We start from the raw sequence: 13,030 nt of genomic DNA, 5'->3' as shown, positions 1-13,030 counted from the left end.
GCCGCTGACGTGCACGCGGGGTCAGGGCGCGCCCGGCATCAGGACCCCTGCCCCACCACCCGCGCCGCCGAGGCGATCGTCGCGCGGGCCTCCGGTTCCGGCAGGCCCGTGGCCAGGGCCGCTTCGAGGAGGGCGCCGGTCAGGGCGGGGCCGAGGCCGGACTCGTGGGCTCGGCAGGCGGCCCAGAAGAGGCGGGTGTTGCGTTGGCCCTCGTGGGCGGTGAGGACGAAGTGGAGCAGGCCCTGGCCGTCGCCGGGGAGGTGGCGGGGGGTGCGGCGGGGCGGCCGGGGTGGGGGTGTGAGCAGGCGGAGCAGGTTGCGGGGGCAGGGGGCGGGGCGCAGACGGGCCGTATCCGGGGCGGTGACGTAGGTGCCGTGGGCGGTGCGGGAGCCGGGGCCGACCAGGTAGCCTCCGGCGCCCCGGATGTCGATGCCGGGCGCGAGACGGCTCGCGGAGTTGGGGACGACCGTGTCCGGCGGGGCGGTGAGCCAGAGGTGGCGGCCACCGCTCGGGGTGAGGACCACGACCGTCTCGGGGATCGTGAACCGGAACCTGAGGCCGAGCGCGCGCAGCGCGGCCGGGGCGTCCGTGCCCGGCTTGGTGTCCAGGTCGATGCCGACGAGGTGGTGCGGGGGCAGGCCACAGGCGATGCCGTAACCGGTGGCCCAGGGGGCGGCGGCGAACAGCTCCCGCACGCGGGCCGGGTCGCTGGAGGCGTCGTGGACACCGTGGCCCGGGCGTCCGCACTCGCCGTGGCAGGGCGGACGTACCGCGTCCGCGCGGTGCGGCGAGCGCAGCGCCGGGAGCTTCGTGCGGGACAACGGGATGACGGCCAGGCCGCGCTCGGCGGCCGAGAGGGCGTGCGCGAGGGCCAGGGCGGTGACCTGCCGACGGAAGGTGGCCATGGAACGATAGTCGTACGTATGTTCGAAGATCGCCAGGGGGCCTTCGGGGTCTGCCCTGGCCGACTCCTCGGGCTCGCCCTGGCCGACTCCTCGGGTTCATCCCGGCCGCCTGCTCGGGTCTGACCCGGCCGCGTCTTCCGATCCATCCTGCCCAGCCCGCTCGGGTCCGCCCTGGCCCGTCCGCTCGGGACCGTCCCGGCCGTCCGCTCGGTCCGTCGCTGCCGCGCCTTCCGGGGCCATTCCGGCCGCCCGCTCGAGTCCGTCCCGGCCGCGCCTCCGGGGCCATCCCGGCCACCCCCTCGGGTCCGCCCCGGCCCGCGCCCTCCGGTCCACCCCGACCCCCCTCCTCAGGGTCAACCCTCAGGCCCGACCCAGCCCTACTCCACCCTCAGGAGGTGAGCGCACGCCCGGCCCTCCGACCTGAGGCGGATCCCGCTTCGGGACCTGCGGCCGATCCGCCGGAGGCACCCGCGCTCCTAGCGTGGAGCCATGACCGCACCCGTCTGCACCAGCGCCTCGGCCGCCGCCGCACCAGCGCGGCAGACCCTTCCGCACCCTCGCCTCCGTACCGCCGCGACCACCTACTCGTCGTTCTCCTCCTACGTCCGCGCCCGGCGCCCCGTGCTGCTGCGCACCGCCCGCTCGCTGACCGCCAACCCGAACGACGCCGAGGACCTGCTCCAGACCGCGCTCGCCAAGACATACGCCGCCTGGGAGCGGATCGAGGACCACCGGGCGCTCGACGGCTATGTGCGGCGCGCGCTGCTCAACACGCGGACTTCGCAGTGGCGCAGGCGCAAGGTGGACGAGTTCGTCTGCGACGAGCTGCCCGAGCCGGAGGTGCGGGGCGGCGTCGCGGACCCCGCCGAACGGCAGGCGCTGCACGACGCGATGTGGCGCGCGATCGCCAAACTCCCCGCCCGTCAGCGCGCGATGGTCGTCCTGCGCTACTACGAGGACCTGAGCGAGGCCCAGACCGCCGAACTCCTCGGCGTCTCCGTGGGCACGGTCAAGTCCGCGGTCTCCCGCGCGCTCGGCAAGCTGCGCGAGGACCCGGAGCTGGGAGTCGTCCGCCGGGACGGGTCGGACGCGGGGGTCTGATCCGGCCGGTGCCGGAGGGGGTACCCCACCCCCTCTGACCGGCGAGTTTCGGCCCGCCTAGTGACATACCGCGCGGTATGTGCGCAGAATCAGCGCGACTCTACTTCCGCTGAGGCAATGTTGCCGGGGAGGACGCCCGCCGTGCTGAGCACCATGCAGGACGTACCGCTGCTGATCTCGAGGATTCTCACCCACGGGTCGACCGTCCACGGATCGTCGCGGGTCACCACCTGGACCGGGGAGGGAGAGCCGCACCGCCGCACCTTCGCCGAGATCGGCGCCCGGTCAGCCCGGCTGGCGCACGCCCTGCGGGACGAGCTGGGGGTGGAGGGTGATCAGAGGGTTGCCACCCTCATGTGGAACAACAGCGAACATGTCGAGGCGTACTTCGCGATCCCCTCCATGGGTGCCGTCCTGCACACCCTCAACCTCCGCCTCCCGGCGGAGCAGTTGGTGTGGATCGTCAACCACGCCGCCGACCGCGTGATCGTCGTCAACGGCTCGCTGATCCCGCTGCTCGCGCCCCTGCTGCCCCAACTCCCCACCGTGGAGCACATCGTGGTGGCGGGCCCCGGCGACCGCGCCCCGCTGGCCGGTGCGACCGCGCGTGTGCACGAGTACGAGGACCTGCTCGACGGCCGCCCGGACCACTACGACTGGCCCGAGCTGGACGAACGCCGGGCCGCCGCCATGTGTTACACCTCCGGCACCACCGGCGACCCCAAGGGCGTGGTCTACAGCCACCGTTCGATCTACCTGCACTCCATGCAGGTCAACATGGCCGAGTCGATGAGCCTGACCGACCAGGACACCACGCTCGTCGTGGTCCCGCAGTTTCATGTGAACGCTTGGGGCCTGCCGCACGCCACCTTCATGTCCGGCGTCAACATGCTGATGCCCGACCGCTTCCTCCAGCCCGCCCCGCTCGCCGAGATGATCGAGTCCGAGCGTCCCTCGCACGCCGCCGCCGTCCCCACCATCTGGCAGGGACTCCTCGCCGAACTGCGCGCCAAGCCCCGTGACGTCTCCTCGCTCGGCCAGGTCACCATCGGCGGCTCGGCCTGCCCGCCCGCCCTGATGGAGGCGTTCGACGAGCTGGGCATGCGGGTCTGCCACGCCTGGGGCATGACGGAGACCTCCCCGCTCGGCACGGTCGCCCGTCCGCCGGCCCACGCGCTCGGCACCGACGAGGAGTTCGCCTACCGCGTCACCCAGGGCCGCTTCCCGGCGGGCGTCGAGGCCCGCCTCACCGGCCCCGACGGCGAACGCCTGCCCTGGGACGGCGAGTCGGCGGGCGAGCTGGAGGTGCGCGGCCCCTGGATCGCGGGCGCCTACTACAACGGCCCCGACGCCGAACCCCTGCGCCCCGCCGACAAGTTCAGCGAGGACGGCTGGCTGAAGACCGGCGACGTCGGCATCATCTCCCCGGACGGCTTCCTCACCCTCACCGACCGCGCCAAGGACGTCATCAAGTCCGGCGGCGAGTGGATCTCCTCGGTCGACCTGGAGAACGCGCTGATGTCCCACCCGGACGTCGCCGAGGCGGCCGTGGTCGCGGTGCCCGACGACAAGTGGGGCGAACGCCCGCTGGCCACCGTCGTGTTGAAGGAGGGTGCCCAGGTCGGCTTCGAGACGCTGCGCGCCTTCCTCGCCGAGGAGGCCGGGGTCGCCCGCTGGCAGCTGCCCGAGCGCTGGACCATCGTGGAGACGGTCCCGAAGACCAGCGTCGGCAAGTTCGACAAGAAGAAGATCCGCGAGGCGCACCGGCTGGGGCAGCTGGACGTGACCAAGCTGGCCTGACCGTCCTTTGCGGAACCGGGCCCCACCGCGCGGTGGGGCCCGTACCGCTAGTTCGTGCCGATCCGCGCCAGCAGGTCCACGATCCGCGCCTGCACCTCGTCGGTGGTCGCGCGCTCCGCGAGGAACAGCACCGACTCGCCCGAGGCCAGCCGGGGCAGGTCCGCCGGGGCGACGGTCGCCGTGTAGACGACCAGCGGGGTGCGGGTGAGCTGCCCGTTCGTCCGCAGCCAGTCCACGATCCCGGCCTGCTGCCGCTGCATCTGCAGCAGGTCCATGACGACGAGGTTCGGCCGGAACTGCCCGGCCAGCGTCACCGCGTCCCCGTCGCTCGCCGCCCGCGCCACCTGCATCCCGCGCCGCTCCAGCGTCGCCGTCAGCGCCAGCGCGATCTCCGCGTGCTCCTCGACCAGCAGCACCCGAGGCGGATGCTGCTCGCTGTCGCGCGGGGCCAGCGCCTTCAGCAGGACGGCCGGATCGGCGCCGTACGCCGCCTCGCGCGAAGCCTGGCCGAGCCCGGCCGTCACCAGCACCGGCACCTCGGCGGCGACCGCGGCCTGGCGCAGCGACTGCAGCGCCGTCCGCGTGATCGGGCCGGTCAGCGGGTCCACGAACAGCGCGGCCGGGAACGCGGCGATCTGCGCGTCCACCTCCTCGCGCGAGTGCACGACGACGGGACGGTAACCGCGGTCGCTCAGCGCCTGCTGGGTCGTGGTGTCCGGCGCGGGCCACACCAGCAGCCTGCGCGGATTGTCCAGCGGCTCCGGGGGCAGCTCGTCGTCCAGCGGCTGCGGGCGCGGGGTGTCCGCGACCTCGACGGCACCGCCGGGACCGTCCAGCGGCTCGGGCCCCTCGGCGGCGTTCGCGTCCGGTGCCCCTATGGCGTACGACCGCCCGATGCCCTCGGTACCGGGGGCGAGCCGGGCCTGCCCGGCCAGGGACGGCTGCGCGGTCTCACCCGTCGCGTGCGGCCTGCCGGGCTGCTCCGGCTGTGCCTCGGGGCGCGCGGCCGGGGGAGTGCCCAGCTTGCGGCGCCTGCCACCGCCGTTCGTCCCGTGCGGGGGCGGGGTGGCACCCGGCTGCGGTGTCTGCGGTGTCTGCTGCGCCTGTCCCGCCTGCTGCACCTGCGCGGCCTGGCGGACGAACGGCACGCCCTGGCCCAGCGTCCGCACGCTGATCGCGTGCGCCTGGGTGGAGGTCGGGTCGTACGCGGGCGCACCGGGTGCCTCCGCGGGCAACGGCTGCGCGGCACGCGGCGGCAGCGCGGACGCCTGCGGCGCGGGCACACCGGCCCCGGCCGTGTCGTCCTCGTCGTCGTCGGGCCACGCCTGCGGGAACGCGGGCGCGGCGGCCTCGGCGGGCAGCGGCTGCGGACCAGCCTGCGGGGCCGTCTGCGCGGGTGCCTGCGCGGCGTCGGCGGGAGCGGGGGCCTGAGCCGGGACGGGCGTCCCCTGGGCCGGGATCGGCGCGGGCTGCCCCGCGACCTGCGCGGCCACGGGCGCCACCTGACCGGGCACCGGCAGCGGCTGCCCCGGGGCGGCCACGGGAGCACCGGCAGCCTGAGCGGGGAGGGCCACGGCCGGTCCCGGTACGGGCGCGGGTACGGCGGCGCCGGGGGCCTGTCCGGGTACGGCGACGGCCTGCCCGGGCACCATCGCCACGGGCTGACCAGGTACGGGAACCGCCTGACCCGGCACGGGTACGGGCTGTCCGGGAACCGGCAGCGGCTGACCGGGCGCCGGGGCCGCCTGCGCGGGAACCGGTACGGCCTGGCCAGGCACCGGAGCGACCTGCCCGGCCACGGCGACGGCCTGACCGACGGGCGCGCCCGGCTGACCGGCGGCCGGTACGGCCTGACCCGGCACGGGTACGGCCTGCCCGGCCACGGCGGCGGGCTGACCCGCACCCGCGACCGGCTGACCTGCGGCCGGAGCCGCCTGCCCCGGAATCCCTGGGACCGGCAGCGGCTGACCGGGAACCTGCGCCGGAACCCCCGGCGCACCCGGCACCGCCGCACCCGGCTGAGCCTGCGGAGCGACCCGCGCGACCCCCTGTGCCTCCCGCGTCGGCTCGCTCGGCTGGGCCACCGCGCGGCGGCGGCGTCCGGTGGGAGCGGTCGTGGGATGCGGCTGGGGCGGAGTGTGATCGTCGTCCTGGTCGACGGGGACGGCGTCGTGCTGCCCCTCGCCCCCCGGAGCCGGAGCCGGAATCGGAGCCGGAGCCTCCGGCGTGCGGTCGGCCTCGGCGGGCGGCAGGGCGAAGACGGGCCGGGGCCCCTGGGCGGCGGCCTCCTGCGCGGCACCGGCCGCTTCCGGGGCGGTGCCCAGCGCACGGCGGCGCCGCCCGGTCGGCTGGACGGCCTCGGCCACCCTCGGGTCGGGCGCGGCGGGCAGCGCGGGCGGCAGCGCCGCCTGTTCCTCGCGGCCACCGGAGGCGGGTACCCCCTGCGGCGGTACGGCGGCACCGAGCCCCGAGGCCACGGCGGCCGTACCGGCGGCATGCTCGGCCGCCGTCATCACGGCACCCTCGGCCACCGCGTCCTGCCCGGCACCCGCAGCCGAAGCCGCGCTCGCGTCGGCGGACCGTCCGCGCCGTCGTCCCGTACCGCCGGACGCCGCCTGCGCGGTCTCCAGCGCGGCCGGGCCGCCCCCCTCCTGGGCCGGGGCACCGCGCCTGCGGCGCCGTCCGGTCGGCGCGGGGGCGTTCGCGTCACCGCTCACCGGACCGGCGGCGGACAGGTCGCTGTCGAGGAAGGCGTCGGTGGAGGACCGTCGGACCCGGCGGTCCGCGTCCTGCGCCTCCGGAGCCTCGTCGGCCGCGTCCTCCTGGACGGCCGGGAGCCGCAGGGCGACCGTCCCGGCACCGCCGCCGAGCGGCACCTCCAGGACGTACGCGCTGCCGCTCATGCCCGGGACCTCGTGCGTCTGGAGCACCCCGCCGTGCGCACGGACGATCCCGCGCACGATCGGCTCGTGCACCGCGTCGCCCCCGGCGTACGGCCCGCGCACCTCGATCCGGGCGACCTCCCCGCGCTGGGCGGCGGCCACCACGACCGTGTTGTCCAGGTAACCGCCCGCCGAGACGGGCGCGTTGCCGGTGGCGTCCACGCCCGCGACGTCCGCCACGAGGTGGGCGAGCGCGGTGGCCAGGCGCTGCGGGTCGACCTCGGCCTCGATGGGCGGGGCGTGCACGGCGAACTGCACGCGCCCCGGACCGATCAGCTCGACGGCGCCGTCCACACCGGCGGCGACCACGGCGTCCAGCATCACCTTCGTACGGGTGATGTCCTCGCTGCCGGAGTCCAGGCGCTGGTAGGAGAGGACGTTGTCGATGAGGGCGGTGATGCGGGCGTACCCGGCGGACAGGTGGTGGAGGACCTGGTTGGCCTCGGGCCACAGCTGTCCGGCGTCGTCGGCGGCGAGGGCGGCCAGTTCGCGGCGCAGCTCGTCGAGGGGGCCGCGCAGGGAGCCGCTGAGCAGGGTGAGCAGCTGCTCGTGCCGGGCGGCGAGGGCCTCGTGGCGGTCCTTCTCACGCTCGGCGAGGGCCGCGTACCGCTCCTCGCCCGCCGCCAGCGCCTCCTGCTGCGTCTCGCGCAGCTCGGCCAGCTCGGTGTCGCGCTCCTTCCGCAGCGCGGCGAGCTTGGTGTCCCGGTCCTCGCGCAGCTCCTCCAGCTCGGCCACGTGTTTCTGGCGCAGCGCGGTCAGGTCGGAGGCGTGCTCCTCGGAAAGCTTCTCCAGCTCCTCGGCGTGGGCCTTCTCCAGCCCGGACTTCTCGTCGGCGAGGGCCTGGTAGCCCCGGCGGTCGGTGAAGGTCATGACGGCGCCGACCAGCTGGTCCCCGTCCCGCACGGGCGCGGTGGTCAGGTCGACCGAGACCTCGTCGCCGTTCTTGGCCCACAGCACCTGACCGCGCACCCGGTGCTTGCGCCCGGAGCGCAGGGTGTCGGCGAGCGGGGACTCGGCGTACGGGAAGGGGGAGCCGTCGGCCCGTGAGTGCAGGACGAGGTTGTGCAGCTCCTTGCCGCCCAGCTCGCCCGCGCGGTAGCCGAGGATCTGCGCGGCGGCCGGGTTGACCAGCACGATCCGCCCGTCGGTGTCCGTACCGACGACGCCCTCGGAGGCCGCCCGCAGGATCATCTCGGTCTGCCGCTGCGAACGGGCCAGCTCGGCCTCGGTGTCCACGGTCCCGGACAGATCCCGTACGACGAGCATCAGCAGCTCGTCCCCGGTGTAGCCGGAACCGTCGTACGCCTGCTGCCCGTTCTCCAGGTTCGCGCTGGTGACCTCGACCGGGAACTCGGTGCCGTCGGTGCGCCGGGCGACCATCCGCGTCGGCTTCGTACGGCCGCGCGGGTCCATGTGGTCGGGGCGGCGCATCGAGCCCGGGATCAGCTTGGAGTCGAACTGCGGCAGCAGATCGAGCAGGCCGCGCCCGACGAGCGCCGTGCCGGGGGCCTCGAAGGTCTCCAGGGCGATGGTGTTGGCGTTGACGACGGTCCCGTTGGCGTTGACCAGGAGCAACGCGTCGGGCAGCGCGTCGAGTATGGCTGCGAGGCGAGCAGCGCCTCGGGATGGCCTGCTGCTCACGAGACGCTTCCTCCCTGTTACCGCACCTTGCCTACCGCTTGGGCCATCTTGCCAACCGGCCCGCGGGGTGTCACGCGAGGGAGTCTAAGGGCACCGGTCGCGCTCGCGGCGCCGGATACGGGGGAGGTCCCACGAGGAAGTGACCCCGAACATGTGCGCGCGTACGACCCGACCGCCGCGCCAGCCTTCTCCCCTCCTCTCCTCTCCCGCGCCCCTTCCCCGCATCTCCTCTCTTCCTCCCTCCCCTCCTTCCTCTCTTCTCCTGCCTCCTCCGCCACGCTAAAGAAGCCCTTTGCCCTGCGGGCCCCGCGCCTAGTACCGTGGGGGTCGATTGGTGGCGCGGCGCTCGCCTGTGTCATCATCTGCACGCACCGATCGCGCGCTCGCGCGTGAACGGTTGTGCTGGAGGCGTCGCCTAGTCCGGTCTATGGCGCCGCACTGCTAATGCGGTTTGGGCCTTAAAGCCCATCGAGGGTTCAAATCCCTCCGCCTCCGCACCCTCCCGAAGCCCCGGTCCCCAGGACCGGGGCTTCGGCGTTTCCTGATCGCACCCGGCCCCCGCAGCGGCTTCCCCCACTCCACCCCAGATCTGCGTTTTCGCAGGTCAGAGGGGGTGATCGGAACGGATTTCACATGACGGCGGCAGTCATGTAATGTTCTTCCTGTCGCCGGGACGGGCCGAAAGGGTCGGAACGAAAGACAAAAACAAAAGAACAAGCACTCGTAGCTTAACGGATAGAGCATCTGACTACGGATCAGAAGGTTGCAGGTTCGAATCCTGCCGAGTGCACAGCGAAGAGGCCCCGGAGAGATCCGGGGCCTCTTGTGTTTGCCGTGTGTTCGTGAGGGCGCTACGGGTTCAGCGGTCCCCTTTCGCAGCCGCACCCCGTCTCCGCGTGAACGGCGTCGTAGTGCTCCGCGCTCTCGTCCACGACAGCGCACAGCCGGGCGAGGAATTCCCGGCGGTCGTCGGGAGTGCTGTGGTCCTTGCGGGGCGGTCCCTCGGTCCACCGTTGCCAGAGGCCGCCCGGGGTGAGGAAGCGGGCGGCCCGGTCGGTACCGGTCTCGCGGTCGAGCAGCAGCAGCGCGCCGAGGGCGGCTCCCTGGTCGTAGTGGAGGTCGGGGCGCGGCAGGTAGCGGTCGAGATAGGCGGCCAGGAGAGCGGCGTCCGCCGGGGTGCCGAAGGTGGCTAGTGCTACGCAGTACGCCTGACCCGCGTAGGGGCCTTCGCTGGCGAGGAGGAGTTCGCCCAGGCGGTCACGGAATCCGGTCCGGCCGGAGACGGCGATCAGCCAGGCCGCCGTTTTGCGCTCACGCCATCCTTCGTCGAGCAGGATGCCCAGGTCACGGGTGCTGATGTCATGGGCGGCACGACCCAGCTGCCGGGTGAACGCGGCGCGTTCGGGTGCGCTCAGACGGAGGAGGCTGCCGCCGAGCCGGAGATAGCGCCGGCCGGACGTGACGTAGCGGCTGATCACCTCGGATCGTACGGACGCGTCGTCGGGCGGGGGCATGGCGGCATCCTGCCGTGGGCGACGGCGCGCGGCCAGTGAACCGGGCGCCCTTCCCCTGTAACGTCCGCGCCTCCCACCCCGTGTGAAGGGTGACTTCGGATCACGGAAGGGTGCCATGGTCGGCAGAGCGGGGCGGGAGTATCAGGAGTTCGCGGCGGCGCGGGGGGCGCATCTGTTCCGTACGGCGTGTCTGCTGACCGGGGGCGACTGGCATCTGGCCGAGGACCTGGTGCAGGAGACGCTGGCGAAGATGTACTGCTCGTGGCGGCGGATCAACCGGGACAGCTCGCCGGTGGCGTACGCCAACACCGTGCTCACCCGCACGTTTCTCTCGCACCGCCGCAGACGCAGCTCCACCGAGCGGCCCAGTGACCGGATGCCCGATCGCGCGGGGCGCTCCGACGACGCCGAGCTGCGGCTGACCCTGCTGGAGGGGCTGGCCCGGCTGTCGGCCAAGGACCGGGCCGTGCTGGTGCTGCGGTACTGGGAGGACCGGTCCGTGGAGGAGACCGCCGAGGTGCTCAGGGTCTCGCCGGGCGCGGTACGGACGCAGAGTCTGCGCGCGCTGCGACGGCTGCGGGCCGTGCTCGGCGATCAACTGGCCGAGCTGGCACCCCGGTAGACCCCTTACCTGCCACCCGGAATCCAGGCCCGTCATCGCCCGGGGCCCCTCGCCCCTTCACCGTCGTACCCGTACAGGAAACGGAGACTCGTCATGCCCGCAGACGCCCACGACGCGTTCGAGCGGCGGCTGCCCGCCGCGCTGGACGACACCGCCCAGGCCCTTCCCCCGCTGCCCCCCGGTCTGCTGGAGCGTGCCGCCCGGAGCGGGCGACGGCGGCGGATGTGGCGGGCCGCGCAGGTGGGGGGCGGGGCCGTGCTGACGGTGGCCGCGCTCGGCGGGGTGCTGGCCGGCACCGGGGTCCTCGGGGGCACCGGAACACCGGCGGCGGTTCCGGGGCGGACGGCCCCCGCTCCCACCAGCCTGGCGCCGTACGTCAGCGGGGACGACGTGGCGGCCACGCTGCGGAGCCTGATGCCGAAGAGCGGGACCGTCTCGCGGGTGTCGGGCGAGCAGCGGCCCGGCAGCCTCTCCGCCGAGCTGGTCCACACCGGCGCGCGGGGCACGTCGTCCCAGCTCGACCTCACGATCTCCCGGCAGCCGCAGGCGGACGGCTGCCTGCCTGTCGAGGCGCGGCCCTACGACACGTGCACGAAGAAGCGGTATCCCGACGGCTCGGTGCTGTACTCCACCAAGTCCTTCACCTATCCGAACAACCCTGACGGGCAACGGCGTTGGTACGTGGAGTACGTCACCGCCGACGGCGTCCAGCTGTTCCTGGAGGAGTTCGGCGGGGGCGGCGAGAAGGAGCCCGCGTCCGGGGTCGACCCGGTGCTCTCCCTCGACCGGCTCGGCGCCGTCGTCCGCAGCCCGGCGTGGCGTACGGCCCTCGCCTCCCTCGCCGCCCCGGCCGACACGGAACCCGCCCCGGCGCGGTCGGGGGTGCCCGCCACCGGGCGGATGGGCTCGGTGCTCACCGCCCTGCTGCCCAAGGGCCGTATCTCGGACGTGAACAGCTCTCCGGGGCTGGTGCAGGTGGTGTACGACGACGGGCACGGCAAGAACATGGTCGAGGTGGATGTCCAGGCCGACCGGAACGAGGCGCTGGCCGAGGAGATGAGCTGCGGGAAGGACCAGCCCATCTGTCACAGCGAGGTGCTGGCGGACGGCACCAGGGTCAAGACGACCCGTTCCCCCTCGGAGAAGGGCGGCGACGCGGTCGTCTGGCAGGTCGACACCCTCCGCCGCGACGGCCTGCGCGTCCTGGTCCGCGAGGTCAACTCCTACGCCGAAGCGGGCCCCGTCACCCGCCCCATGCCCGCGCTGAGCCTGGAGCGGCTGCGGACGATGGCACTGGACCGGCGGTGGCGCGGCTGAGGGTCTGGGCGCGGAATCGATACCTCTGTCTTCTATCGAGTGAACGTGCGCTGTGTGGAAGGCAGTTGGTGAGGGGTGTCCCTAGCTTCCGGGGTGGAGGTGAGGCTCGATGTACGAGCGGGACGAGAACGGCATGGTTTCCCGGGACGCGGCGACGCCGCGACGGGAAGCGATCGAGATCAACGACTTCGTGTACGCGGCCACCGGGGCCCGGCTGCGGCGGCTCACCCTGCCGGACGGTACGCACTGGTTCCCGGCCGCGGACGTGTGCAAGCGCCTCGGCTACGCACATGTGGGCTCGGCTCTGCGCAATGTCGCCGATCAGGTCAACTTCGCTCCACTCGAGAGTGTGCTTCTGAAGCACACTCTCAGCATTCCCGCAGGTCGAGAGTGGCGCCGAGACATGAACCTAGTGAACCTTCAGGGTCTGATCCGGTTGGTCAACGGGTGCACCAAGCCGGAGGCTCAGCCCTTCAAAACCTGGGTCTCCGAAGTCATCGCCACCATCCAGCGCGACGGTTCGTACACGCTCGACCCCGCCCCCGTGCAGCCCGCGCCCGGTGGCGGCACCGCTTACCTCATGCCCGAGGAGGTCGCCGAGGCCATCGTCCGGCTGGAGGAGCGGAACATCCGGGCCGACGAGGCGATGATGGTGGCGCGGCTGGAGGAGATCGAGCAGGCGCGGCGGGCGAACGAGGAGCGGGGGCGGACCAATGAGCATCTTGGCCGTGTCAGCGATCAGCTCGGTCACACCAATCACCGCCTCGGTGCTCTCGATTCCCGTGCCGGAGGGCTTCACCATGTCCTCGGTCGTATCGCCGACACCCTCGATCTCATCGCGGACCGGCTCCAGCCCCCGGCCGCCCCGCGCACCGGAGCCGAATCCCCGCCCCTCACCCCCCAGCACCTTCTCGCCACCTGGCGGGCCCGCAATCTCGTCGTCACCGAGGACGTGCACGCCGTGGCCGCCTGTCTCGCCCCCGCTCTTGTGCGCGGGCCGGTCCACTGCCGGCTGGAGGAGGTCGCCGAGCGGACCGGGCTCACGCTCGACCGGGTGCACGACTGTGTGCGGATGCTGATCAAGCGGGGGTGCGTGCGGCAGACGGGGAACGCGGGAGACGGGGTGCCGGTGTACGTGCTGCCATAGCCACACCGGCACGCGCCCCCCACTGTCAGTCCCCTCCCCTA

The 13,030-nt window shown here is 73.5% G+C and carries 8 protein-coding genes and 2 tRNA genes; 7 read left to right on the top strand and 3 right to left on the bottom strand.

Going from position 1 to position 13,030, the window contains the following annotated elements; genetic code table 11:
• Positions 1-38 precede the first annotated feature (38 nt).
• Positions 39-905 carry a bifunctional DNA primase/polymerase gene (locus B079_RS0119580; protein WP_018547531.1) on the bottom strand — a complete coding sequence of 289 codons (867 nt, stop codon included), beginning with the start codon at positions 903-905 and terminating at the stop codon, positions 39-41.
• A gap of 489 nt (positions 906-1,394) precedes the next feature.
• Between B079_RS0119580 and B079_RS0119575 the strand changes: the two genes are divergently transcribed.
• Together B079_RS0119575 and B079_RS0119570 are read left to right on the top strand one after the other, a co-directional pair.
• Positions 1,395-2,006: a SigE family RNA polymerase sigma factor gene (locus B079_RS0119575; protein WP_018547530.1), complete on the top strand. Its 612-nt coding sequence runs from the start codon at positions 1,395-1,397 to the stop codon at positions 2,004-2,006.
• A gap of 141 nt (positions 2,007-2,147) precedes the next feature.
• Positions 2,148-3,806, top strand: a complete 1,659-nt coding sequence (locus B079_RS0119570; RefSeq protein WP_018547529.1) for a long-chain fatty acid--CoA ligase — start codon at positions 2,148-2,150, stop codon at positions 3,804-3,806.
• Between the two features lie 47 nt (positions 3,807-3,853).
• Here B079_RS0119570 and B079_RS0119565 read toward each other — a convergent pair whose 3' ends face one another.
• Entirely contained in the window at positions 3,854-8,389 is a 4,536-nt protein-coding gene (locus B079_RS0119565) for a PAS domain-containing protein (RefSeq protein WP_078496010.1), read from the bottom strand.
• 404 nt (positions 8,390-8,793) lie between these two features.
• On the opposite strand from B079_RS0119565, the gene B079_RS0119560 reads away from it, so the two are divergent.
• Both B079_RS0119560 and B079_RS0119555 read left to right on the top strand, forming a co-directional pair.
• Positions 8,794-8,884 (top strand) — tRNA-Ser (locus B079_RS0119560).
• A 222-nt stretch (positions 8,885-9,106) separates the two neighbouring features.
• A tRNA-Arg gene (locus B079_RS0119555) sits at positions 9,107-9,179 on the top strand.
• 61 nt (positions 9,180-9,240) lie between these two features.
• Here B079_RS0119555 and B079_RS0119550 read toward each other — a convergent pair.
• Positions 9,241-9,903 (bottom strand): DUF6000 family protein, encoded by a 663-nt coding sequence (locus B079_RS0119550; RefSeq protein WP_018547527.1) that lies wholly within the window; start codon positions 9,901-9,903, stop codon positions 9,241-9,243.
• A 115-nt stretch (positions 9,904-10,018) separates the two neighbouring features.
• Here B079_RS0119550 and B079_RS0119545 point away from each other — a divergent pair, with 115 nt between their 5' ends.
• From B079_RS0119545 to B079_RS0119535, 3 genes are all read left to right on the top strand, one after another.
• Positions 10,019-10,525, top strand: a complete 507-nt coding sequence (locus B079_RS0119545) for a SigE family RNA polymerase sigma factor (protein ID WP_018547526.1) — start codon at positions 10,019-10,021, stop codon at positions 10,523-10,525.
• A gap of 93 nt (positions 10,526-10,618) precedes the next feature.
• On the top strand, positions 10,619-11,842 hold the full coding sequence (locus B079_RS0119540) for a hypothetical protein (RefSeq protein WP_018547525.1): 1,224 nt from the start codon (positions 10,619-10,621) through the stop codon (positions 11,840-11,842).
• A 109-nt stretch (positions 11,843-11,951) separates the two neighbouring features.
• Positions 11,952-12,989 (top strand): Bro-N domain-containing protein, encoded by a 1,038-nt coding sequence (locus B079_RS0119535; protein WP_018547524.1) that lies wholly within the window; start codon positions 11,952-11,954, stop codon positions 12,987-12,989.
• The last annotated feature ends 41 nt before the right edge of the window (positions 12,990-13,030 follow it).

Origin of the sequence: Streptomyces sp. LaPpAH-108 (assembly GCF_000373625.1) — a bacterium.
In the GTDB taxonomy this organism is placed as follows: Bacteria; Actinomycetota; Actinomycetes; order Streptomycetales; family Streptomycetaceae; genus Streptomyces.
The sequence above is the reverse complement of the archived record's forward strand: the minus strand, read 5'-3'. Positions and strand labels throughout refer to the sequence as shown.

Coding starts and splice junctions, on each gene's coding strand:
- B079_RS0119535 (WP_018547524.1), top strand. CDS start 11,952: ATGTACGAGCGGGACGAGAACGGCATGGTTTCCCGGGACGCGGCGACG.
- B079_RS0119580 (WP_018547531.1), bottom strand. CDS start 905: ATGGCCACCTTCCGTCGGCAGGTCACCGCCCTGGCCCTCGCGCACGCC.
- B079_RS0119575 (WP_018547530.1), top strand. CDS start 1,395: ATGACCGCACCCGTCTGCACCAGCGCCTCGGCCGCCGCCGCACCAGCG.
- B079_RS0119540 (WP_018547525.1), top strand. CDS start 10,619: ATGCCCGCAGACGCCCACGACGCGTTCGAGCGGCGGCTGCCCGCCGCG.
- B079_RS0119545 (WP_018547526.1), top strand. CDS start 10,019: ATGGTCGGCAGAGCGGGGCGGGAGTATCAGGAGTTCGCGGCGGCGCGG.
- B079_RS0119550 (WP_018547527.1), bottom strand. CDS start 9,903: ATGCCCCCGCCCGACGACGCGTCCGTACGATCCGAGGTGATCAGCCGC.